The organism is Paraburkholderia steynii (assembly GCF_900100565.1).
GTDB lineage: Bacteria > Pseudomonadota > Gammaproteobacteria > Burkholderiales > Burkholderiaceae > Paraburkholderia > Paraburkholderia terrae.
Map to the genome: position 1 here is coordinate 149,272 of NZ_FNDI01000016.1, position 24,101 is coordinate 173,372.

Sequence of the window (24,101 nt, forward strand, 5' to 3'; positions counted from 1 at the left end):
GCATCGATGCATTGATTCGCCCCTTCGGTCGCTGCGGCCCACGCGCATCGTCAATTCACGCTGAACGGTGACACCATCATCGTCTTGGTCGCACTCACGCCCGTCCCGCTCGACGCAGGCGGCGTCCAGCGATACAGCACAATGCTCGCGTCGTTGTAGTTGTCCTTCGTTACTTCATATTCGCCGTTCGAACGCCGATACGCCCGAAGTCCATACATCGAGTCCACGTCGTTGCCCACATCGACCGTGTTCGGATTGCTATTGACGAGCGTGATATCGAGGTTCCCCGTCGTGAGGTTGAACGCATCGATATTCGGCACGGTATGGACGTAGCCCACAAAAAGATAATTCCCGGCGGCCACAACCGATTTTGGATTGGCGCTAGCAAGGTTGATCACCGGATTCGGCGCAGTCCTGTTGCCGGCCAGCCAGCCGTGATACACCTCGACACGCGATCCGATCGCGGTCCAGTCCGTGCTGCCCGTGATCCCCGTGAGAATCATCGTGTCGCTTTCGGGCAGGTACATGATGCGCGTCAGTTGCCCGATCGTCGCCGGAATCGGCATCGTGATCGCGGCACCCCACAGCGGTTTGCCGTTCGCATCGAAACCGTTCAGCGGGTAGTGTGAAATCGCGTTGGTCTTGTCGAGGCCAGCCCAGATATCGCCCTTGCTATCCAGGCAGAAGCCATTGCGGACTTTTGCCGTCGCGCCGAACGACGTTCCCGGCAGCGTGCTATCGGGAATCGCAATGTACCCGCTTGCCCGATTGAAATGGAAAAAGTAAAAGGTATCGGGATTCTGGCTCGCTGCGACGAGTATCCGGTGTCCGCCCACGCTGACTACCTGAGCGAAATGTTCGCCGCGCTCGTGGTCGGCGAGATTGATGCGCGGATCGGAGGGGTAGGTGAATGGATCGATCGTGTTCGCAACGTAGACGCCTCCCGGGGTGCCCGCATAAATGTTCATACCGCCGTAGAAGATCGCCCCGTCGGTGGCTGGGTCGGGTGCGGCGTTGCCTTCAAAGTTCACCGACTGAAGCTGCCAGCGCAACACTCCCGTGCCATCGTATGCGTGGATGTCGGTGCCGCCGTTGCGGCCGAGATCCCACGATCCGCCCCACGGGTTGTTCAGCACGTAGAGATTGCGCGCAGAATCCCTGCCGATGCCGGTAACGCGCGTGAACCGCCTGTCGCCCACCTGCCCCTTGATGCCGGTGACCGTATTGAGGAATCCACCTTGAACACCAAACGTACCGGCAACATACGGTGTACTGGAGACGTCATAGATCTTGATGTTCATATCGGGCCCCTCGTCGCCGATCCATAGCTGCCCGGTGAGCGAGTCAAAATACAGCGATGAGGGTTGCGCTTTCGCCGCCAGCTGGATGGTCTTTCCGCGTTCACCCGTCGGGCTGAACTGGATCACAGTACCCATGCTCTGTTGCGCGACCCAGATGTTGCCGCCCGCGTCCACCGCGAGCGCGCCCGGCCCTGCCACGCCTATATCGCGCAGCCAGACACCCGACGTCGTAAACACGCGTACGCGGTTACCTGGGAAATCGCTCGCGTAGAGCAGCGAGCCCGACGTCGCGAGTCCCGTAACGACATCCGCGAGGTGTTCGGTGGTCGTGTCGCTTACCGTGATCAGCAGGTCGCGCGTGCGGCTTCCCCGGTCGTATCGGCCAACCTTGCCGCTTCCGTACGTGGCGTTGAACTGCAGCGCAGCGAACAGCGAGGTCGAGTTGCCGGTGATCGCGCCACCCTGAAACTCGCCGTGCGCCCCGATCGAGCCGATGTTCCGTCCGTTCTGATAGGCCGCGATGCCGCCCTCGTCCTCGTCCCACATAGAGGCCGTATAGATCACCCCTTCGGATGCCACCCACATCGAGCGAGCCACATTGCCTACCCGAGTCGTCGCCGTACCATGTGTGTTGGCCATCCAGCTGGTGGAGTATTGGGCTTCGCAAACGGACGCAGCCGCTACATTCAGCATGACCGCGACTAACGCGGTACAGAGTCGTTTGAATACCATGAGGGATGTTTGTCCGATCGCACGCCGTGCAGTACGGGCGTCCATAGCGCGGTGTTGCCAACCCTGGCAAACTTGCAGTCCGAACCCTCACGATTCGAGCCCGTGCGTCGCGGGCGACGTAGCGCGTCGAAATGGTGTGGGATATCGTCTGAGTTAACGGCGAAGCGCGACTCGAGTTGAGCGATTTTTCAACTGGACCATGATGACGAGGCCGCGAGCCGGGCTTTGCTTATCGTTATCGGTCGGGCGCTCGGTGAATTCTGGGCGGCGTAGTGACCCGTTGATTATTGCCGAATCGGCTAGCGAATCAAGTTTGAGGTTTGTACGTGTCGTTCCAAAAATCATTGGCAGTCACGGCGAAGGCCGACGGAAGGTTTGCGTCGTCAGCGCGCCTGAGATGTGCATCTCACGATATGTCTGCGTTGCGCCGCGCGTCGTAGTGCAGCGCGGCAAGGCGGCTAGCGCAAGGCGGCGGAACTCAGTTCGACGTGCAAGACGACGAGCCAGCGTTTGGGACAATCAGCGGCGATCTGCAGGCCATCGCGGCTCTCGCCTTCCGCGCGGACATAACCGTTGGTCTGCGCGAGTGCAAATGCACGGCGCGCATCGGACTGGAGCCATAGCGTCAGCAGCCCGCACGTCACGCAACTGAACAGCGTCACTGCCTGATTGTCCAGACCGAGATCCAGCGTCTGCGCCAGATATTCGAAGATGTTCGTCAGGAACAGGTTCACTGCGATCGCGATGAACATAACCTTGCTCATCCCCCTGAAAAACATTGCTGCCTTGGTGCGGGTCATTGCTTTCCTCTGGCTTCGCCAAACCCGCGAAGTGTAGGGTTCGTCGTTGAAGCGCCGCAAGAAAAAATGTCGTAAAGAGCGGCAGAAAGACGCTCCCATTTGTAGCGCCAGTCAAACCTGATCCGCTCTTACTCACCGCGATCTGGCTCGTCGGCAAGCACCTGAGGAAACATCGGAGATCCGTCGCACACGCGAGTGCGTATGTCAGGTCTCGCGACCAGTCTGCGCGGCTCGCGCCGGATCGGTCTCCGACGCCGCAAGCCCGCCTTCGAGCTCGATATGAAGTACGACCAGCCAGCGTCTGGGACAGTCCGGCCGGATCCACACCGTGCGGCCGCCACGTATCAACGCGGAACTCAAAAAACCTGCGTCGCGTGCGTGAAGCCATGCGTGCTTCGCATCCGAGCGGATCCAGGTACTGAGAATCGCGCACAGCAGAAAACTGAAAAGCGTCGTCAGGCCGAACGCAATGTCGGGATGATTCTCGTGCGCGAGAAACGCGAAGCTGGCCGTCAGAATCTGGTTGACCAGCACGACAAGGACAATGATCTTCACCAGTGCTCTTGTACGCGGTGCCCGTCGATGTCGACTTCTCGTGGGCTGGATTCGCATGGGATGTTCCTCTTGTGTCAAAGCCATCACGCGGTCTTGTGCCGCTGTTCGACGCAGTCGATCCTTCCGGACGAAGGCATCGTGCCGTGCCGGTTCGGGTCACTCTCAGCGGGCTGCAAAGCCAATCGGCGAAATCGTAACGAGCCGCTTCTAAAATCCGCGTAAAGACACCTGACGCGGCTTATAAAAATCGTATGTTGAACGCGTGCTCGCATACGCTGAATTAACGCCGCGCACCCATGGTTTTATAAATTCGTTACACGGCAAGTAACAGAATCTCAACGTTAAAGAAAGCGAGGTTGTACATGCTTCGGTTGAGATTTCGTCAATACACAAGTACAGCAGAAACCGTCGCGGAAGCGACCGTGGATAGAAGCGTCATCGCAGGCCGTCAAATCCAGCACCGCTGGTGCGTCAGACTGGCAATCGCCGCTGGCGTTCTCGGACTCCTGGCGATCAGCCTGGGCTTTGCTACGTTCGGAATCTCGGTCTATATCGCAGCGATTTTGCCGTTCGCGTTCTTTTCGTAGACGGTTGACGCAAGCGCTTGCAGGAATACGCCAGGTGGTCGGGGGCGGCAACGGCACGAAGTGCATGAATCGTGCATACACCGGACGTGTTTCTGCGAGCGCTTGCGACAGCGTTGCGCTACTTGCGACGAGCGCGTCTGGATCGTGCCGGATCTTCCGTATCCCTTGCTATCGGACAGAATCGTGTTGGACAAAGATCGAACCAAGACCCATTTCACCGCACCCACCCTCACTACCGACTCGTCGGTGTGGTTTTCCGCGTACGGTTTCGGATGGGGATACTGCGCCTTCGCGCTGCCTGCCGAAGTGATGTGCGAGGGACTGGGTGCGGCGGACCAGACGCCAAGACAGTTGGTGCTCGCATTCGAGCTCGGTAAACACCATCTTCGGAAAGCGATCGCCGAGAAGCAATTGCCACGTACAGGCGAGCGGATTACGCTCTGCGCCGCCGACCTCTAACGCCACGCTTCGGCGAAGCATCAACAATTCACGGGTGCGTGGCCTGAAAACGGTCGCTTGCGTGACTTCCTCGAGACCATTTGCAATCATGCACGGCCGAAACGGTTTCACTACAGTCGATGATCTGTCGCCCGCGCTGCACCCGTTACGCCACGCTCCGCAGCATCTTGCACCTCGAAATCGGCAAAAAGCCCGCATACGGCGTGAGGGTCTGCGCAGGCGTGAAGCCGCTCGCGAAACCGTTGATCGCAAAAGCGCTCCGCGACCTCGGCAAGCAGGTGAAGGTGCGTCATGTTCGCCCATTCCGGCACGAACAGCACGACCAGGTCGGTCACGGGCCTGCCGTCCGGCGCATCGAATGGGATCGGCGTGCGCGGCCGCACGTATAGCGCCAGCGCCTGCTGCAGCCCCTTGATATGGCCATGAGGCACGGCAACCCCCTGGCCAAGCGCCGTCGAACCCAATGCTTCGCGCGCAGCCAGCCCGGCCGTGACGGAGGCTGCCTCCAACCCGTAGTGTTGTTCGATGAATTGCGCAAGGTGTGCGAAAAGCGCTTCGCGATCGGCAACCGCCAGATCGAGCAGAACGTGGTCCTCGGTGAGCAGATGAGCGATCGTGTCTTCGCCCGTGGCCAGGTCCTTGTGCCGCCCATACGCATCGGCAAGCGGCGGCTCGGCATCATGCATGAGCTTGCTCCACGCGTCGGTGGGCGCGTCCGGCACCTCCAGCAACTGCCCAATTTCGGCAGTCGGCGCGAAACGCGTCACGCGCTGCATCGCGTCCTTCAGCGCCGATCTCGGCAAGTAGAGTATCAGCCGAACGCGATCCGTTCCGTGCAGCGGCGTCATGCGAATCGTCCACGACTGCCCGGCGCAATCGCGGATCAACGCCTGGCGCAACGGCGTCGCATGCTGCGCATCGAGTGTGATGCGCATGATGACGTCGCGGCCCGTGGCGGGTGGTGCAGCGCGATGCGGTGCGGCGTGCCTCCGGCCGAAGAGGGCTTTCAGGTCTGGCAGGGCGTGTTTCATGTTGTCCCTTGATGCATGCGTTCCCGTTTTCGCTTCGGGTTTCAGCAGCGGTTATGCAGGCGGTCCATAACAGCGGCGCAAATCGAGGTTCACCTCGAGCACATTGACGAACGGATCGCCGGCGAGCCGAACGGTGCGTGCGCGTTATCACGCAATAATGCGCCGATTTCCGCGCGCACGGCATCGGGGTCGCGTTTCGTGTCCTTCACCCACACTGCCGCGACGTGATCGAGCTGATACATCGCGTTCGCCAGCGTGATATGCGGGTCCGGGCCCGAGCCGGACGGCCCACCGGTGTGGATCGTGTTTATCCTGAAGGTCTTCTCCCACGGTTACTGTTGACAATAAACAAAACTCACCGCAATGTTTGCGCAGATGATATGTGACCGCTGACACTCCGGGATCGATCTCCATGACCGACAACAACAACCTGCCCGATGCCTTCGAACTCCTGCGTCGACAATCCCTCGCGATGCTCGTGCAGGAAAGTCTTCACCGCAGCATCCTGTCGGGCGAGTTCGCGCCCGGCGAAAAGCTCAATGAAGTCGAAATCGCCACGCGCCTGGGTGTCTCGCGTGGCCCCGTGCGCGAAGCGTTTCGCGCGCTGGAGGCGTCCGGCCTGCTGAAGACGGAAAAGAACCGCGGCGTGATCGTACGTGTCGTGTCGCTGCGGGAAGCGGAAGAGATTTATGAAGTACGCGCGATGCTCGACGAATCGGTCGCACGGAAGCTGGCGAATCACATGCGGCCAGACACGCTCGCCACGTTGAAGGGCATCATCACGGCGATGAAAACGGCGAAGAAAACCCGCGATCTCGCGCGCTACACGGAACTGAATGTCCAGTTGCACGGTGCGATGGTCGAAGGCGTCGGCAATCAGCATCTCGTTGCGACGTACCGCCAACTGGTGCTGCAACTCGGCTTGTTGCGCCAGGCGGCGATCGAAACGGATCAAAGCGCGTTGAGCGAATCCGTCGCCGAGCACGAGAAGATCGTCAACGCGCTCGCAAGCGGCGATGAAGAGCGCGCGGTCGCGCTTGTGCGCGAGCATGTCGCGCACGGTATCGCCAGGATGCGGCGCGCGCATGAGCGCTGGATCGAAGCCGCCAGTTCTAATGGGGCATCCGTCGCGGAGGCGTAGAACTACACCCGACTACGCCTTGTCCGATTTACCCGCTGCGCTCGCAAACCGGCTCAGCCACCGGTCGACCAGCCACGGCTGCCTGTCCTCGTCCTCGGCGCGCTCCTTGCGGCGAATCGCGTTGCGCACGGTGATCGAACCAACATACCGTACCGGCTCCGGCGGAAAGTGACCCAGCGGTCCACGCGTCAACGGGCTGCGTGTCCAGGCGTTGTCGAGTCCCAGCACCAGCGAAGACAGAATCTGTCCGCCCATGTAAGTCGGCCCTACGCCGTTGCCTGAGTAGCCGAATCCATAGAACACATTGGGTGCGTCGTCGAGCCTGCCGAAGAACGGAAAGCCCGTCACCGATCGATCCGAAGGGCCGTTCCAGCTCGCAGTCACGGGCACCTCACGCAACGCGGGAAAGAACGCGTGCAGACCGCGTGTCAACTCGGCTTCATACGGCGAGCGCTGATCGAATACGGGCGCGATCCGGCCGCGCCATGCGAACGTGTTGCCGCCCTTGCCCAGCATCAACCGCCCGTCAGGCGTGCTGCGGTAGTAGTAGACGAAGATGCGCGAGTCGAGCACCGACACGCCATTCGTGAGACCGCTGCGCGCCAGCAGTTCGGGGCACTTCTCCGTGACGATCATGTCGCTGGAGACGATTGCGAGCGTACGTTCGAATTGCCTGAAGCGGCTCGCCATCCACGCATTGATGGCGAGCACGAGCTTGCCGGCCGTTACGCTTCCCGACGGCGTGCGTACCGTCACACGTTCACCGCCTGAAAAGTCGAGCATCGGCGTGCGTTCGTAGATCCGTATGCCCATCTCGAGCGCGACCCGCCGCAAGCCGCGCACGAGTTTGCCCGGATGCACCGTCGCCGCCGTAGGAGAAAACACGCCGCCCAGATTGCGCGCCGAGCCGGAACGGCGCGCCACCTCATCGGGTGAAACGTCATGATACGAATGGATGCCGTGATCGCGCAGCGCGGCGATGACGGGGTCCAGCGCGCCCATCTGCGCGCGCGATGTCGCCGTATAGAGCGTGCCGTCCATGCGCAGTTCGGCGTCGATACGATGCGCCGCGCAGAAATCGCGGATGCGGTGAACGGCTTCTTCCGATGCCTTGACCAGCCGTAGCGCTTCCGCTTCACCGAACAGGCGCCGCAACGTGAAGAACTTCGTGGACCACGTCAGCATGCAGCCGCCGTTGCGGCCGCTCGCGCCCGCGCCGCAAAGATCGCTTTCGACGATCACGATATCGATGTCGGGCTTGAGCAGCTTTGTCTGAATGGCTGTCCACAGTCCCGTATAGCCGCCACCGACAATGCACACGTCAGCCGTGGTCGCGCCTTGCAAGGCAGGTGACAATTCGCCATCGGAGAAAAGCGCCTGTTCGATCCAGAAGGGTCGCATGTTTGCTCGCAGAATAGGTTTGCCGAAAGCCACGCCGATGCTCCGAAGACCTCGCGCCTATGACACCGCGCGAAGTCTTCGAAACGGTCAGTCAAGTCATGCAAGTGCTTTCGGCGACACTTGCGAGATTCCCATTGCATTCAGCGTGTCCGCGATTGCCGCAACCGCGCCGGGAATACCTGCCTCGCCGAAATGCCCGATGCACCCGACGCGGAACGTTTCGATCTGCGTCAGCTTGCCAGGATAGAGGATGTAGCCGCGCTTTTTCACCTCCTGATAGAAGGTTTTAAAGTCGTAGGCGGGATCGTCGGGTGCATGGAACGTCACGATGATCGGCGCCTGAATCGACGGGTCGAGAAACGGCCTGAACCCCAGTTCCGCCATCCCGTCGATCAGCGCGCGGCAGTTGCGCGTATACCGTGCGCCGCGCGCTTCGAGACCGCCCTCCTCGACGTACTGAGCGATGGCCTGATCGAGCGCTGCGACGACATGCGTCGGCGGCGTGAAGCGCCATTGCGTCGTGCGGTTCATGTAGGCCCATTGATCGTAGAGATCCATCGCGAGCGAATGGCTGTTGCCTTCACAGCGTTCGAGCGTGCTGCGCCGGGCGATCACGAATCCCATGCCGGGAACCCCTTCCAGGCACTTGCCCGAAGCCGCGACGACGGCATCGAACGGCGTCTGGCGTGCGTCGATATCGATCGCGCCGAACGAACTCATCGCGTCGACGATCAGGCTGCGCCCGTGCTTCGCCACCACCATCGCGATCTCGTGCAGCGGATTGAGCACGCCCGCGCCCGTTTCGCAGTGGACCAGCGCGACGTGCGTGATGCTCGGGTCGGCCGCGAGCGCGCGGTCGATATCGGCCGGTTTGACTTGCCTGTCCTCCGGATAGTCGATGCTCTGATGACGCCGCCCGAGCGCGCGGCAGATCTTCACGATGCGCTGGCAATACGCGCCATTGTTCGGCACCAGCACATGACCGTCGCGCGGAACGAGCGTGCCGATAGCCGCTTCGACCGAGAACGTGCCGCTGCCCTGCAAGGGCACGCACTCGTGTGTGTCTTCGCCATGCACGATGCGCAGCGTCTCGCGGCGAATCCGCGCGGTGATCTGGTTGAAATCGCCATCCCACGATCCCCAGTCGCGCAGCATGGCGTCGCGCGTGCGGTCAGACGTGGTGAGCGGACCGGGAGTGAGCAAAATCGGTTGACGGGGCAGATTCACGGCATCTCCTTGATGGACACGATGAAGGTTCATTTCAGCCACGGCGCGTGGTGCGCCATGCCTGGGTTCGACGCAACACGCCGTGCGAAACGGCGGCAAACAGCAGGCACGCAAATGCAGCGGTAACGAGGACGAGCGTCGCCATCGCTGCGGCCGGTCCGATCTGACCTGCGTCGTCGAGGTTCAGGATCGCGACCGATGCGGGTTGCGTGTCGGGCGAATAGAGAAACGCGACAGCCGATACCGTCGTCATGCCGTTGACGAACAGATAGCGTGCGATCTGCAGGATCGACGGCAGACATACGGGCACGGTGACGCGCCAGAAGGTCTTGTAGAAAGGCACTTTCAGCGAAGCGGACACAGCCTCGAACTCGTTATCGATCTGCCGCAGCGCAGTCACTGCCGTCAGGTGACTCGACGAGTAGTAGTGGACCACCGTCACTATGGCGAGCAACGCGAGCGTGCCGTACAGACCGTTGAGCGGATTGGCAGGCGCGTTGAACAGAAAGATGTAGCTGATGCCGAGCACGAGCCCCGGCACGCCCATCGGCAGGATCGCGCAGAGGTTGATGAAGCCGCGCAACCAGCGCGGCCCGCGCGTTTTCTCGACGAGATACGCGCCGCCGAACACGATCGCCGTGCCGCCGAGCGCCACGCATGCCGCCATCTGCAGGCTGTTCTTGTACGCATCGAAAATGCCGGCGGCGATCAGGCCCATCTTGTAGTGCTGCAAGCCGAGGCTCATTTGATACGGCCAGAACTTCACGAACGATGCAAACACCGAAATGCCGACCACGGCGATCATCAACAGACACACGATCCCGCAGTAAGCGAGCATTGTCATGTCGAAGCCGCGCGACGGCTTCGGCTGGAACGGCGTCGAACGCGCGCCGAGTTGCGACTGCTGCTTGCGGCGAATGAAGTAGTCGACGGCGAATGCAACCAGCGCGGGGCACAGCAGCAGCAAGCTGACCACTGCGCTGCGATTGAAGTCCTGCAAGCCGATGATGAGCTTGTAGATATCCGTGGAGAGCACCGTGTACGGCCCGCCGATCACAACAGGAACCCCGAAATCGTTGATGCAGATCGTGAACGACACCATCGTCGCGCTGATGAGGCCGTACTTCGCGCCCGGCAGCGTGATCGTCACGAACTTGCGCAGACGGCTCGTGCCCATTGCATCGGCGGCTTCATACAGGCGTCCGTCCGAGAGCGACAACGCCGTGACGAGAATCATCAGCACATGAGGAAACGCAGCGTAGACGAGACTGCACACGATGCCGGAGAAACCGTAGATCGAATGTCCGTGCAACAGCGGTTTAAGAAGCCCCGAATTGCCGAACCAGTAGATGAACGACACCGCCGACAGCAGCGTAGGCGCGAGCAGCGGCAGCAAGGCCACCGTGCGGACTGCGTTCTTCATCGGCATGCACGAACGCGTGAGTGCGTAGGCGAACGTGAACGCCATCGGAATGACGATCGACGTCACCGTACACGCGACGGCCACCGAATGCAGCGCCGACGTCCAGACGGCCGAGTTGGCCAGATAGCCGCTGAAGTTCGCCAGCCCAATAAACCGTCCATCCGCATCGACGAAACATTTGCCGATCACGAGCGCGAGCGGCATCAGCAGAAACATGGCGAGCATCGCGGACATCAGCAACAGCGCAAGCTGCGCGATCCTGTCATGCCAATGCGTGATTTGCCGCACTTCGGCGTGTGCTTCCTCGCCGCTGCGGCGTTCGATCAGAACGGCGCTCATTGCAGACGCTCCTTCGCGGCCGTGAACACGCAGACGTTTTCGCGTTGAATGGCAAGGTCGAAGCGCGCGCCCGCTTGCAGGCCCGTGCGGTGCATCTCATGGAACGACAGGTCGGCGACGATCTCCTGCCCCGCAAGTCCTTCAACCTTGAAACTGACGCGGCAAAACGCGCCGAGAAACTCGAGCTTTTCCACCCACGCGGCAAGCAGGTTGTCCGGCGCGCTGCCGGGCACGCTGATATGAATGTCTTCCGGGCGCACAAAGGCCGAGACCTGCGAACCCGGCGCGGGCTGCGCGCTTCCGCAGCCGTAGTGCAGCCCGATCTCGCCCGCTTTCAGCGTGCCGTCGCGCATCACTTCGGCGGGAATCATGTTGACCTTGCCGATGAAATCCGCGACGAACGGCGACGCGGGCTCGCGATAGATCTCGTGCGGCGAGCCGATCTGCTCGATCACGCCATGATTCATCACGACGATGCGATCAGCCATCGACAGCGCTTCTTCCTGGTCGTGCGTGACCATGATCGTCGTGACGCCGAGCCGTTGCTGCAACTGCCGGATCTCCTGGCGCAGGCGCACGCGCACGCGCGCATCGAGCGCCGATAGCGGTTCGTCGAGCAACAACAAGCCCGGCGACGTAGCCAGCGCCCGTGCGAGCGCGATGCGCTGCTGCTGGCCGCCCGACAACTGGTTCGGATGCTTGCGATGCGAATCCGGCAAGCCCACCAGCGCAAGCAGTTCGTGTACGCGCTCCGCGATCGCCGCGCGCTTCATCTTGCGATTCACGAGGCCATACGCGACGTTGTCGAAGATCGTCAGATTCGGAAACAGCGCATACGACTGGAACACGATGCCGTAGTCGCGCAACTGCGGCGGCAAGCGCGAGATATCACGGCCGTCCTGCATGATGCGCCCCGCGCTCTGCGTTTCGAGCCCGGCGATGATCCGCAGCAAGGTCGTCTTTCCGCACCCCGACGGCCCCAGGAAACACAGCATCTCGCCCTTCTTCACGCCGAGATGGATATCGTTCAGAACGGTCGTCTCGTTGAACCGCTTGGAAACCTGCTCCACGCTCAAATACGCTGTCATCTGATCCTCCGACTTCGCTACTCTTTCCGCATCGCGGCAGCGCGCTCGACATGCGGCACGCTACCCGCCCCGATCGAAGCGCGCGCATCGCGCGCGCTTCACGCGAGACCCGTCGCTACTTCTGCTCCTTGCTGCCGTAGCGCTTCTGCCAGTCTTCGAGAATCGACTGGCGGTTCTTCGCGGACCAGACGAAGTCGTTCTTCACGAGCAGTTGCGGATAGTTGTCAGGAATGCCCGACAGTTTCTTTGCGACACCCGGATAGGCGACGATCGCCCACCATTGCGCGGTGATTTCGTTCGCCTGCCGGCTAGCCATGAAGTCGGCGAGCTTCTTCGCTTCTTCGGGATGCTTCGTCGTCTTCATGACGCCCGTCGCTTCCATGTCCCAGCCAAGCCCCTCTTTCGGAAAGATCAGGTCGATGGGCGCGCCTTGCGCCTGCAATTCATGGCCACGGAATTCGAATGAGATGCCGATCGGAAATTCGCCCGTGCCCGCCAGCGTGCAAGGCTTCGAGCCGGAATGCACGTATTGCGCGACGTTCTTGTCGAGCGCGTCCATGTACTGCCAGCCTTTCTCGTCGCCGAAGGTTTGCAACCACGACGTCACGTCGAGATAGCCCGTGCCCGACGACACCGGGCTCGGCATCACGATCATCCCTTTGTAGACAGGCTTGGCGAGGTCTTCCCACGAGGTCGGCTTCGGCAGATGGCGCTTTTCCGCTTCGACGCGGTTGTAGCAGATGGTCGCGCCCCACACGTCCATGCCGACCCAATGCGGCGGATTGTTGCTGTCGCTGTACTTGCGCGTCAGGGCGTCGAAGTCTTTCGGCTGATAGGGCATCAGCATGCCTTGCAGGTCGAGCAGCGTGAGGCTCGACGCGGCAAGTCCAAGCACGACGTCGGCGCGCGGGTTGCTCTTTTCGGCGAGCAGCTTGGCCGTGACCGCGCCCGTGGAATCGCGCACCCAGCGGATCTCGATGTCGGGGTTCGCCTTCTCGAAGGCGTCCTTGTACGGCTTCATCGCCTCGTCTTCGAGCGCGGTGTAGACCAGCAACTGCGTCTTCGCCTGTGCGGCCTGTGCAGCGCCGAACATCACCGACGCCGCCATCACACAGCGCGCCGCCACCTTCAGAAATCCCTTGCAACCGTTGAATCCCGCTCCTTCCTTCATTTCAGACCCCTTGATGAGTGGCGTCGCGGCCAGCGACGGAAACGGCCAGAACTGCGACATGCGGCTTCGACTACTGCGGCCCCGGGGAGACTTCTTTCTTGTTGTCTGTTGTTGACAATCTACAAAGTGTCAATTTTAATGTCAAGTATTGCCGCACAATGCCACACAACGCCACATCATCAATTCCCGGATTACCCTGGTCAAAGGAGAAGCGAATGAGCACATCCCCTGCATCCGTCGAAGTGAACGGCCGCCGCTACAACTGGATGCGCAGGCCCGTCGTCGTGGTCTGTGTGGACGGCTGCGCCTACGAATATCTGGAGATGGCCGCCGCGGCGGGCGTCGCGCCCTTCATCGGCAAGCTGTTGAAACCGGGCACCGCGCTCAAGGGCGACTGTGTGGTGCCGAGCTTCACGAACCCGAACAACCTGTCGATCGTGACGGGCGTGCCGCCCGCCGTGCATGGCATCAGCGGCAATTACTTTTTCGATCGCGAGAGCGGCACCGAGGTGCTGATGAACGATCCGAAGTACCTCGTCGCGCCAACCGTGCTCGCGCGTTTCGCGGAGGCGGGCGCGAAGGTTGCCGTCGTCACCGCGAAGGACAAGCTGCGCCGCCTGCTCGGCAAGGGCCTGAAGGGCATCTGCTTTTCATCGGAGAAAGCGGATGAGGCTTCGCTCGAAGAAAACGGCATCGACGACGTGCTCGAACTCGTCGGCAAGCCGGTGCCGAGCGTCTATAGCGCCGAGCTGTCGGAGTTCGTGTTCGCGGCGGGCGTGCGTCTGCTGGAAACGCGCGAGATCGATCTGATGTACCTGTCGACCACCGACTACGTGCAGCACAAATGCGCGCCCGGCACGCCCGGCGCAAACGCGTTCTATCAGATGATGGACGGCTATCTGCAACGGCTCGACGAACTGGGCGCCATCGTCGCGATCACGGCCGACCACGGCATGAACGCGAAACACAATGAAGACGGCGAGCCGAACGTGATCTATCTGCAGGAGCGCTTTGACGAATGGCTCGGCAAGGACCAGGCGCGCGTGATCCTGCCCATCACCGATCCCTACGTCGTGCATCACGGCGCGCTCGGTTCGTTCGCGACGGTGTACCTGCCCGAATCGGCGGATATCGATGCATTGCGCAGCAAGCTCGCCGCCGAACCCGGCATCGAACTCGTGCTGACCAGCGAAGAAGGCTGCGCGCGGTTCGAGCTGCCGCCCGCGCGGATGGGCGACCTGATCGTGATTTCCAGGCGCGACGTCGTGCTCGGCACGCAACGTATCCGGCACGACCTGTCGGGGCTCGACGCGCCGCTGCGCTCGCACGGCGGCCTCGCCGAGCAAAGCGTGCCGCTGATCTTCAGCCAGCCCGTCGCGAAGTCCGCCGCGCAACGCGCGCGGCTGCGCAACTTCGACGTCATCGATATCGCACTCAACCATCTCCAGTGACGAGGACACGTTCATGAACGCTATTGCAGACACGACGAAAGCAAGCGCGCAGATTCGCCACGAAGCGTTGCGTATCGACGGCGAGAAGATCTGGCGCGATGAAGTCATCGAAGTGCGCAGCCCATATGACGGCGCGCTGGTCGGCACGGTGCCGAAGGCGACGCTGGAAGACGTGCGCAGCGCATTCGCCGTCGCGCGCGCCTATCGCCCCGCGCTCACGCGTTACGAGCGTGCCGCGATCCTGCGGCGCGCGGCGGACGCGGTACGGGCGCGCACGCAGGAGATTGCTGCCGTCATCACGGCGGAAGCCGGTTTATGCATGAAGGATTCGACCTACGAAGCGGGACGGGTCGCCGATGTGCTCGTGTTCGGCGCAGGCGAAGTGATGAAGGACGACGGCCAGATCTTCTCGTGCGATCTCACGCCGCACGGCAAGAAGCGGCGCGTGTACACGCAGCGCGATCCGCTGCTGGGCGTGATCTCGGCCATCACGCCGTTCAATCATCCGATGAACCAGGTCGCGCACAAGATCGTGCCGTCGATTGCGACCAACAATCGTATCGTCGTGAAGCCGTCGGAGAAAGTGCCGCTGTCGTGCTACCTGCTGGCCGACATCCTTTACGAAGCAGGCCTGCCCGCTCAGATGCTTCAGGTGGTGACGGGCGACCCGGCCGTGATCGCGGATGAGCTGATCACCAATCCCGCGATCGATCTGATCACCTTCACGGGTGGTGTGTCGATCGGCAAGTCGATCGCGTCGCGCATGGGTTATCGGCGGGCGGTGCTCGAACTGGGCGGCAACGATCCCATCATCGTGATGGAGGATGCCGATCTGGACGAAGCCAGCACGCTCGCCGTTTCGGGCTCGTACAAGAACTCTGGGCAGCGCTGCACCGCCATCAAGCGGATGCTGGTCCATGAAGCCGTTGCCGATCGCTTCACCGATCTCGTCGTCGACAAGACGCGCGCATGGAAATACGGCAATCCCGCCGATGCATCGGTCGACATGGGCACCGTCATCGACGAAGCCGCCGCGCGCTTTTGCGAGCGCCAGGTTAACGATGCGCTCGCGCGCGGCGCGCGCCTGCTGGCGGGCAACCGACGCGACGGCGCGCTCTATGCGCCCACTGTGGTCGATCGCGTGACGCCTGATATGCCGCTCGTCAAGCACGAAACCTTCGGACCCGTGTCACCGATCATGCGCTTTGGCAACATCGACGAAGCGATCCGCATGTCGAATAGCACGGACTATGCACTGTCCTCGTCGATCTGCACGAATCGCTTCGACTACATCACACGTTTCATTTCGGAACTGGAGGTGGGCAGCGTCAACGTGCGCGAGGTGCCCGGCTACCGCCTCGAACTCACACCCTTCGGCGGCGTAAAGGATTCCGGCCTGGGCTATAAGGAAGGCGTGCAGGAGGCGATGAAGAGCTTCACCAATACCAAAACCTATTCGCTGCCGTGGTGAACATCTGAGGATAGACGCGTCTGCATGGCTGGCACGCAGTTCCATACAGGAGGCAAGTATCCACATAGGCGTTCCGAAGGTCGCTGAAGCACTGGGCTACGTCTGCGAAGATGCAGGCGTGATCGTCGCTGGGTAGGCATGGAGCAGAGAGGGAGCGCGGCCGGTTGATCCGGCCGCGCCTCCGCACCGCCTGGATTCGTTCGCTTTCGAGAGTGGATGTGATGGTTAACGGCCGCGCGCCGCCGCGACTGATTACAATCAAGCGCGCCGCACCTTGCAACCGTTCACTGCCGAACGGTTTGCCGTCGCCCCTCATCACACGAAGCCATGAACTCAGACGATCTCGAGCTGTTCGCGCGCGTCGCAAAAACGGGCAGCATCTCGCGCACCGCGATGGATCTCGGCGCCAACCAGTCCACCATCAGCCGGCGCATCGGCATACTCGAAGCCGAACTTGGCGTGCGCCTGTTTCGTCGCAGCGGACGCGGCGTGGGGCTGACTGAGCACGGCGAACAGTTGCTCGGCTATGCGCTTGCCATGGAGAAGACACTCGACGAAGCGCGCATCGCGATGCAGGACAGCGGCAAGCGCGGGCCCGCGACACTCTCCATCGCCGCACAGCCTACTATCGCGCGAATCATGTTCGGCAGGCTCGGGCATCGGCTGAAAGCGCGCTATCCAGGCACGCGGATTCGCTTCGTCGAAGGACTGGCGACGCATATCCTCGGTTGGCTCAACGACGGCGATGTCGATCTCGCCGTCATGTACGTTCCCGAGCATCCGGGCGCGAGCCAGTTCGACACGCTGCTATCGGAACAGGTGTGCCTCGTGACGCCCGCCGCATCGCCGCTGCCGGACGGACCTTTTGCCGTCAGCGGGCTCGCTGGCGTGCCGCTGATCTTGCCGAGCACGCATCACGGCTTGCGCGTACTGGTGGAATCGCTGGCGGCGCGACACGGGTTCACGCCCAACATCGCGCTCGAATGCGACGGCTCCATTTCGATCACGAAGCGTCTCGTCATCGAGCAGTGCGGTTCGACTGTGTTGCCAGCGGCTGCCGTGGTCGAGGAGGTGGCATCCGGGCGCGTGCGGTGCTTCCCGCTAACGGACCCTGAGGTCCAGCGCGAAGTCGCGCTTGCGTGGCCGCAGAACCGCGTGATGCCGGAGGGCGTCTGGCATGTCGCGCAGATGATCCGCGATCTCGCCGCCGATCTTTCCGGCGACGGCAGCTGGCCGAACACGACGTTGCATCCGGCCAGCAAAGCGTAAAACGGCTGCACGGTGTTGGCCCGCCCGGCGAGCGTGACCTTCGTGCATCGTTGCGCCGACAACGCGTGCCGGCGCCCTGCCCGTCGTCACTGCGCCTGATCGCGCGCCAGTTGACCGTCCACCAGCCTCCAGATCCCGCGCGGGTTGTCCGCCTGCAGCGCTTCGGGCAACAGCGTATCCGGCACGGCCTGATAGCACACGGGCCGCAGGAAGCGGTCGATTGCCGATGCGCCAACCGATGTCGTACGGCTGTCCGACGTCGACGGGAATGGCCCGCCATGCACCATCGCATAACTGACCTCGACGCCTGTCGGGAAGCCGTTGAACAGCACGCGCCCGGCCTTGCGTTCGAGTGTGGGCAGCAGCTTTCGCGCGAGTGCGTGGTCGTCGTCGTCGAGCTGAACCGTTGCCGTCAACTGCCCCGACAAACGCCGCAGCACGCGATGCAATTCGTCGAAGTCGCGGCACGCAATCACGAGCGAACTCGGACCGAATACTTCGTCTTCGAGCGATTCATCGGCGAGGAAGCTTTCTGCGTCCGTGCGCAGCAACGCAGCGACGGCCTCGTAGGCGCCGCTCGCTGGCTTGCCCGCCGCGAGTTTTGCAACGCCGTTGCGCGTCGCCAGACGCTCGACGCCACGACAGTACGCACCATGAATGCCCGGCGACAGCATCGTCGTGGCCGGCTTCGCGATGAGCGCTTCGACAGCCGCTGCGCAAAACGCATCGAGCGCGGGGCCTTCGATCGCGACAACGAGACCAGGGTTCGTGCAGAACTGTCCCGCGCCGAGCGTGAGCGAGTCGACGAAATCGCGTGCGATGGCCGCGCCGCGCGCACCGAGCGCCGCAGGCAGAAGCACGACCGGATTGATGCTGCTCATTTCCGCGTAGACGGGAATCGGCTCGCGGCGGCTCTGCGCGATCCGTTGCAATGCGAGGCCGCCCTGCCGCGAACCCGTGAAGCCAACGGCCTGGATCGCGGGATGACGCACCAGCGCTTCGCCGATCGCGATGCCGTCGCCGTGTACCATCGAGAACACGCCTTCTGGCATGCCCGTCTCGCGAGCGGCCTTTGCAATCGCGCGCGCGACCAGTTCCGACGTGCCCAGATGCGACGGATGCGCCTTCACGACGACAGGACAACCGGCAGCCAGAGCCGAAGCCGTATCGCCGCCCGCAACCGAGAACGCCAGCGGAAAGTTGCTCGCGCCGAATACGGCCACCGGGCCAAGCCCGATGCGCCGCAAACGCAGATCGGGCCGTGGCAGCGGCGCGCGCTGCGGTTGCGCCGCATCGATCACAGCGCCGTGCCAGCGGCCATCGCGCACGAGGCTCGCGAACAGCTTCAGCTGACCGACGGTCCGCATGCGCTCGCCTTCTAGACGCGGCAGCGGCAAGCCCGTTTCCAGATGGGCGCGCTCCGTCAGCACCGCGCCGAGATCGACGATCGCTTGCGCGATGGCATCGAGGAACTGCGCGCGCTGTTCGTCGGGCAATTGCCGATACGCATCGAAAGCCTCTTCGGCCAGCGTACAGGCGCGTTCAACGTCGTCGCTGGTCGCCGCGCCGAACGCGGGTTCGAGGCGTTCGCCCGAGGCCGCCGCAATCGCATACACGTCGCCGCCGCGCGCCTTGAACGCCTGCTGACCGATGATCAATTCGCCACGGATATCCATCGTCGGCCTCATGCTGCGCTCAGGCGGTTGGTCGGCGTGATCTGCCGGGGATCGGTGACGAGTTCGATCAGCGCCGCGACGCCTGCCTTCTGCGCGCGCTCGAACGCGGCAGCGAAGTCTTCCGTGCGCTCGACGCGTTCCGCGTGAGCGCCGAACGACTTCGCGAACGCGATGAAATCGGGATTCTCGAGCCGTGTTGCCGAAACCCGGCCCGGATATTCGCGCTCCTGATGCATGCGGATCGTGCCGAGCATCCCATTGTTCACGACGATGACAATGAGCGGCGCACCGAACTGCACTGCCGTCGCCAGTTCCTGCGGATACATCATGAAACAGCCATCGCCCGCGAAGCAGACGACGCTACGCTTCGGATCGCGCAGCGATGCGGCGATCGCAGCAGGGAAGCCATAACCCATCGCGCCGTTGGTCGGCGCCAGTTCCGTAGCGGGCTGACGATAGCGATAGTAGCGATGCACCCAGACCGTGTAGTTGCCCGCGCCGTTCGCGATGACGGCATCGTCGGGCAACACTTCGCTCAGGTGGCCGACGACCTGCGCGAGATCCACGCCCGCGATTTCCGCCGATGGCGCGGGCGGCGTCGAATGGGCGACGTAGTCGGCGCGCGCGTCCGTCGTCCACTGCTGCCGGGCTTGCGAGGCGACCGGCGCGATGCCGTCGAGGGCCAGCGCGAACTCGCGCAGACCAGCGTTGATGGGCAGACGCGCCTGATAGACGCGGCCAAGCTCCTGCGGATCGGGATGCACGTGAATCATCGTCTGCTTCGGCGTCGGGCTTTCGAACACCGTGTAGCCCGACGAGGTCGTCTCTGCGAGCCGCGAGCCGACGACGATCAGCAGATCCGCAGCGCGCGCGCGTTCCGCGAGCTTCGGAGAGACACCCAGTCCCAACTGGCCGACGTAATGCGGATCGCGGTTGTCGAACAGATCCTGGCGGCGAAACGATGCAGCGACGGGCAGATGGTTCGCAACGACGAAGCGCCTGAAGGCGGCCGTCGCTTCGGCATCCCAGCCCGTGCCGCCGACGATCACGAGCGGACGCGACGCGCGTTCCAGCAGCGCGCGCAATTCGCCGAGCGCAGCGACGGAAGGTGCGGCCTGAACGACACGCGCCGCAGGCGCATCAGCGACGGTTGCCGAGCCGAACAGCACGTCCTCGGGCAGCGCTATCACCACGGGGCCAGGACGGCCCGACATCGCAATGCTGAACGCCTTCGCCATGATCTCGGGAATGCGCTCGATGCTGTCGATCTCCGTCACCCACTTCGCGATGCCGCCGAACATCTGGCGGTAATCGACCTCCTGAAACGCGCCGCGCCCAATGAAACTCTGTTCGACCTGGCCGATGAACAGAATCATCGGCGTCGAGTCCTCGCTGGCGGTGTGAACGCCGTTGGCGGCATGCGTGGCGCCCGGCCCGCGCGTTACGAAGCAGATGCCGGGGCGGCCCGTCAGCTTGCCGTACGCGTCGGCCATGTTGGACGCCGCGCCTTCGTGACGCGTCGTGATGGTGCGAATGCCGTGCGCGTCGTGCAGCGCATCGAGGACGGCGAGATAGCTTTCGCCCGGTACGCAGTAGACGGTATCGACGCCATTGCTGGCGAGCGCGTCGACGAGAATGCGGCCGCCGTTGCGCGGCTGTCCGTGGTCAGACATGAGATTCAAGCTCCATATTGCGGGTTTCCGGAAGAAACACGGCGACGATCAGAACGAGCACGTACGACAGGGCAGCCCACACGCCGATCGACTTGGCGAGCCCCAACGAAGCGCTCGTGATGCCGACGGCTGCCGGGACGAGCGATCCGATGCCGCGCCCGAAGTTGTACGAGAACCCGCCCGCCGACGCGCGAATCTCCGCGGGGAAGAGTTCGGTGAAACAGGCGCCCATGCCCGAGACGATGCCCGACTGGAACAGACCAAGCGGAAAGCCGAGGATCAGCAGCGTCGTCATGGGCAGTTGCAGCCGCGTGTAGGCCAGCACCGTGAGCGCCGCGCCGAGTGCGGACAGCGCGAAGGTCCAGCGTCGTCCGATCGCGTCGCTCAGATAGGCCATGCCGATGTAGCCGCAGAACGAACCGAAGATGTTGACGCCGAGATAGAGCGTCGTGAGATTGACCGTCAGGCTTTGCGTCTCGCGAAGATACGTGACGAGCCACGTGAGGATCGTGTAGTTGCCGCCGAGCGCGCCCGCCGCCATCAGCGAAGCGAGCAGCGTGCGCGACAGCACGTTCGGCGCGAAGATGCGCGCGAAAGTGCCGAACGAATTGCTGTTCTTGCGGAAGGTCGCGGCAGCCTGGAAGGCTTCTGATTCATCGATGTTACGACGCATCCACAACACCAGCAGACCCGGCAGCAGACCGATCAGGAACAGCACGCGCCACGCCATATGTTCGGGCAGCAGACCGAACAGGCTCCAGTACGCGAGCGCGGCAAGCGCATAGCCCACGGGCCAGCCGCTTTGCACCGTGCCCACCGCGCGTCCGCGAATGCGCTTGTCGACCACTTCGCCGATGAGAATCGCGCCCGCCGCCCATTCACCGCCGAAGCCAAGCCCTTGCAGGCTGCGTGTGATCAGCAGTTCGTGAAAGCTGTTGGTGAATGCCGACAGACCCGTGAAGAGGGAGAACCACAGGATGGCCAGCTTGAGCACGGCGACGCGACCGATCCGGTCGGCCAGCACGCCCGCAATCACGCCGCCGATCGCCGAGGACACCAGCGCCGAGGTGCCGATCACGCCCGCCTGCGCCTTCGTCATGCCCCAGGCCGTCAACAACGTGGGGATCACGAACGCGAAGAACTGCACGTCCATTGCATCGAGAACCCAGCCGAGAAAACACGCCCAGAAGGTGCGGCGCTGGGCTGGCGCCATGGTGCTGTACCACGGTTGCATGCGGTTTATCTCCATCAGGCAAGGGCCTGTCGTTGTTGTCGCTGTCGGTCTTTGTCGAGATGCCGTCGCTGCGTGGTCCCGTGCGGGATCCACATGCGAGGCACACGAATTGACGTCCAAGGATTATGCGGTTGCAGTCGTGCCCGCTCATTGCAGGCAATGCATACCAGCTATGCTTCTCGTGGCGGGAAAGGGCATGAGCGCTGCCTGTCGCGTTGCATAAGGCGGCGCTGCGAGCGGATGCAGACAGGCCTCGGCATTCCCGCCAAGGCCCGATGACGGACGGGAGCAAGTCCCGTCACGGGATAGATGGGCGACGTCCACCGCCGCCCCGAAGATCCCACTCAGGCCGTTGCACCGACCCTGAAGATCGACACGGCGTCGCTGAGTCCGCGTGCCTGATGAGCCATCGATTGCGCGGCCGCCGAAGCCTGTTCGACAAGCGCTGCGTTCTGCTGCGTGACCTGATCCATCTGATTGACGGCAGTGTTGACCTGGCCGATGCCCGTGCTCTGTTCCTCGGACGCCGACGAGATTTCCTGCAGGATGTCGTTGACGCGCGCGACGTCGCGAATGATCGCGTCGATCGTGCCGCCCGCGTCCCGCACCAGCGTCGCCCCCGTATCGACGCGCGACGTCGCTTCGCCGATCAGGCCGCGAATCTCGCCGGCAGCCGTCGCAACCCGCTGCGCGAGCGTGCGGACCTCCGATGCGACGACGGCGAACCCGCGCCCCTGGTCGCCTGCGCGCGCCGCTTCGACGGCCGCATTGAGCGCGAGAATGTTGGTCTGGAAAGCGATGCTTTCGATCGTGCCGATGATCTCGTTCATGCGCGACGAACTCGACGAAATCCCCTGCATCGTCTCGACCACGCGGCCGACCACTTCGCCGCCGCGCTGCGCGGTGTCGGACGCCGTGCCCGCGAGGTGCGTGGCGCGCTTCGCGTTGTCGGCGTTCTGCCGCACGGTGGCCGTCAACTGCTCCATGCTCGAAGCCGTCTCTTCGAGCGACGCGGCCTGTTCCTCAGTGCGTTGCGACAGATCCGTGTTGCCCGCTGCGATCTCCTGCGCGGCTGTGTCGATGGCGCTTGCGCTCTCCCTGACCGTGCCGATCATTTCAACGAGCTTGCGCTGCATTGCCTGAAGGCCGCTCATCAACTGGCCCATTTCGTCATGGGAGCGGACTTCGACGCGTGCGGTCAAATCGCCGTTTGCGATCGCCTTGAAGTGAGCGAGCGCTTCCTGCAGCGGTCCGCCGATCGCGCGTTGCAGCGAGCGCCATGCGAGCGCAGCGGCGATCAGCGCGAAGGCGACACCCGCGACGGCAATCGTCACGAACCAGTCGAAGCGCGCTTGCGCCCGTTCGTAGGTCGTGGCGGCAACGGAAGCCTGCTTCTTCTGCAGCGTGTCGATGCCGCCCGTCACATCCTGATAGAGCGCCGACGACGAGTTCTGCACAGCGCTCTTGATGCTCGCGCCGTCGCGTGTCGCGATGGCCTGGAAGATCGGCTCGTAGCCGGTTGTCACGAGGTTCTGAAGCTTGCCGTTCAGTTCGTTGGCCTGGCTCGCTTCGGCGTCGTCGGCGAAAGGCAGCTTGCGATAGGCGTCCCACGCCTTGCGCGAGTTCTCCAACTGGTCTCGCGCGTTCTGCGCGAACTTCTCTACGTCGGGGACATCGGGATTGAGCGCGATGCGGAACAGCCAGAGCCGCGATCTTGCCAGCGCGACACTCGCTTCACTGAGCTTGCGAGATGAAGAAAGTTGATCGGAATACAGGTTCTTGAGGTCGCCGTTTGTCATATTGACACCGACGATACCCATTGCGCCTCCCGCGATCAGGAGAACGCCGAGAAAACTCATCGCCAGCGCAAGGCGGGCACGGATCGTAATTTTTTCGAACATATTGCCAGGCAGTCACGTTAAGCGTGCAGAAAGGAATTAGCCAAGGCTCTCGCGAAAAACCGTGAGGCCCTGATACGAATGACGGCGCATCGATCTGGAACTTGAGCCGGTCTTTGTCACGGCGAATTACCGTTCCTCTCCTGATCTGCGTGACCTGACCCGGTCGCGGCA

The 24,101-nt window shown here is 62.8% G+C and carries 19 protein-coding genes; 5 read left to right on the top strand and 14 right to left on the bottom strand.

What is annotated here, in order from left to right:
• Positions 1-50: 50 nt before the first annotated feature.
• From BLT65_RS26890 to BLT65_RS26900, 3 genes are all read right to left on the bottom strand, one after another.
• Entirely contained in the window at positions 51-2,033 is a 1,983-nt protein-coding gene (locus tag BLT65_RS26890; protein ID WP_091783052.1) for an SMP-30/gluconolactonase/LRE family protein, read from the bottom strand.
• A 458-nt stretch (positions 2,034-2,491) separates the two neighbouring features.
• A complete protein-coding gene (locus BLT65_RS26895; protein ID WP_091783055.1) occupies positions 2,492-2,833 on the bottom strand; it encodes a hypothetical protein in 342 nt (113 codons plus the stop codon).
• 204 nt (positions 2,834-3,037) lie between these two features.
• On the bottom strand, positions 3,038-3,388 hold the full coding sequence (locus tag BLT65_RS26900) for a hypothetical protein (protein WP_244186627.1): 351 nt from the start codon (positions 3,386-3,388) through the stop codon (positions 3,038-3,040).
• 770 nt (positions 3,389-4,158) lie between these two features.
• On the opposite strand from BLT65_RS26900, the gene BLT65_RS26910 reads away from it, so the two are divergent.
• Positions 4,159-4,434, top strand: coding sequence for a hypothetical protein (locus tag BLT65_RS26910; RefSeq protein WP_042309585.1), 276 nt, complete (start codon positions 4,159-4,161; stop codon positions 4,432-4,434).
• Positions 4,435-4,544: 110 nt separating this feature from the next.
• Here BLT65_RS26910 and BLT65_RS26915 read toward each other — a convergent pair whose 3' ends face one another.
• Both BLT65_RS26915 and BLT65_RS26920 read right to left on the bottom strand, forming a co-directional pair.
• On the bottom strand, positions 4,545-5,465 hold the full coding sequence (locus BLT65_RS26915) for a PTS sugar transporter subunit IIA (RefSeq protein ID WP_091783064.1): 921 nt from the start codon (positions 5,463-5,465) through the stop codon (positions 4,545-4,547).
• A gap of 89 nt (positions 5,466-5,554) precedes the next feature.
• A complete protein-coding gene (locus tag BLT65_RS26920; RefSeq protein ID WP_244186629.1) occupies positions 5,555-5,707 on the bottom strand; it encodes a hypothetical protein in 153 nt (50 codons plus the stop codon).
• 170 nt (positions 5,708-5,877) lie between these two features.
• On the opposite strand from BLT65_RS26920, the gene BLT65_RS26925 reads away from it, so the two are divergent.
• Positions 5,878-6,606, top strand: coding sequence for a phosphonate utilization associated transcriptional regulator (locus tag BLT65_RS26925; protein WP_042309504.1), 729 nt, complete (start codon positions 5,878-5,880; stop codon positions 6,604-6,606).
• A 12-nt stretch (positions 6,607-6,618) separates the two neighbouring features.
• On the opposite strand, the gene BLT65_RS26930 is transcribed toward BLT65_RS26925, so the two are convergent.
• From BLT65_RS26930 to BLT65_RS26950, 5 genes are all read right to left on the bottom strand, one after another.
• Positions 6,619-8,007 carry an FAD-dependent oxidoreductase gene (locus tag BLT65_RS26930; RefSeq protein ID WP_091783067.1) on the bottom strand — a complete coding sequence of 463 codons (1,389 nt, stop codon included), beginning with the start codon at positions 8,005-8,007 and terminating at the stop codon, positions 6,619-6,621.
• Between the two features lie 96 nt (positions 8,008-8,103).
• A complete protein-coding gene (locus BLT65_RS26935) occupies positions 8,104-9,234 on the bottom strand; it encodes a 2-aminoethylphosphonate--pyruvate transaminase (protein ID WP_091783205.1) in 1,131 nt (376 codons plus the stop codon).
• Between the two features lie 34 nt (positions 9,235-9,268).
• Complete coding sequence (locus BLT65_RS26940; protein ID WP_091783070.1) at positions 9,269-10,996, bottom strand: putative 2-aminoethylphosphonate ABC transporter permease subunit; 1,728 nt, start codon at positions 10,994-10,996, stop codon at positions 9,269-9,271.
• Positions 10,993-12,084: a putative 2-aminoethylphosphonate ABC transporter ATP-binding protein gene (locus BLT65_RS26945; RefSeq protein ID WP_091783072.1), complete on the bottom strand. Its 1,092-nt coding sequence runs from the start codon at positions 12,082-12,084 to the stop codon at positions 10,993-10,995. Before BLT65_RS26945 ends, BLT65_RS26940 begins: the two co-directional genes overlap by 4 nt.
• Before the next feature lie 115 nt (positions 12,085-12,199).
• Positions 12,200-13,192 carry a putative 2-aminoethylphosphonate ABC transporter substrate-binding protein gene (locus BLT65_RS26950; RefSeq protein WP_425273156.1) on the bottom strand — a complete coding sequence of 331 codons (993 nt, stop codon included), beginning with the start codon at positions 13,190-13,192 and terminating at the stop codon, positions 12,200-12,202.
• A gap of 278 nt (positions 13,193-13,470) precedes the next feature.
• Here BLT65_RS26950 and phnA point away from each other — a divergent pair, with 278 nt between their 5' ends.
• The 3 genes from phnA to BLT65_RS26965 all read left to right on the top strand — a co-directional run bounded on the left by phnA (position 13,471) and on the right by BLT65_RS26965 (position 17,446).
• Positions 13,471-14,706, top strand: coding sequence for a phosphonoacetate hydrolase (gene phnA / locus BLT65_RS26955; protein WP_091783076.1), 1,236 nt, complete (start codon positions 13,471-13,473; stop codon positions 14,704-14,706).
• A gap of 13 nt (positions 14,707-14,719) precedes the next feature.
• Positions 14,720-16,177: a phosphonoacetaldehyde dehydrogenase gene (gene phnY / locus BLT65_RS26960; RefSeq protein ID WP_091783079.1), complete on the top strand. Its 1,458-nt coding sequence runs from the start codon at positions 14,720-14,722 to the stop codon at positions 16,175-16,177.
• Positions 16,178-16,504: 327 nt separating this feature from the next.
• Positions 16,505-17,446 carry a LysR family transcriptional regulator gene (locus BLT65_RS26965; RefSeq protein WP_091783082.1) on the top strand — a complete coding sequence of 314 codons (942 nt, stop codon included), beginning with the start codon at positions 16,505-16,507 and terminating at the stop codon, positions 17,444-17,446.
• Positions 17,447-17,532: 86 nt separating this feature from the next.
• Here BLT65_RS26965 and BLT65_RS26970 read toward each other — a convergent pair whose 3' ends face one another.
• The 4 genes from BLT65_RS26970 to BLT65_RS48470 all read right to left on the bottom strand — a co-directional run bounded on the left by BLT65_RS26970 (position 17,533) and on the right by BLT65_RS48470 (position 23,930).
• Complete coding sequence (locus tag BLT65_RS26970) at positions 17,533-19,122, bottom strand: aldehyde dehydrogenase (NADP(+)) (protein WP_091783085.1); 1,590 nt, start codon at positions 19,120-19,122, stop codon at positions 17,533-17,535.
• Between the two features lie 8 nt (positions 19,123-19,130).
• Positions 19,131-20,795, bottom strand: a complete 1,665-nt coding sequence (locus tag BLT65_RS26975) for a thiamine pyrophosphate-binding protein (RefSeq protein ID WP_091783088.1) — start codon at positions 20,793-20,795, stop codon at positions 19,131-19,133.
• Positions 20,788-22,029 carry an MFS transporter gene (locus BLT65_RS26980; RefSeq protein WP_091783091.1) on the bottom strand — a complete coding sequence of 414 codons (1,242 nt, stop codon included), beginning with the start codon at positions 22,027-22,029 and terminating at the stop codon, positions 20,788-20,790. Before BLT65_RS26980 ends, BLT65_RS26975 begins: the two co-directional genes overlap by 8 nt.
• A gap of 344 nt (positions 22,030-22,373) precedes the next feature.
• A complete protein-coding gene (locus BLT65_RS48470; protein ID WP_091783094.1) occupies positions 22,374-23,930 on the bottom strand; it encodes a methyl-accepting chemotaxis protein in 1,557 nt (518 codons plus the stop codon).
• Between the last annotated feature and the right edge of the window lie 171 nt (positions 23,931-24,101).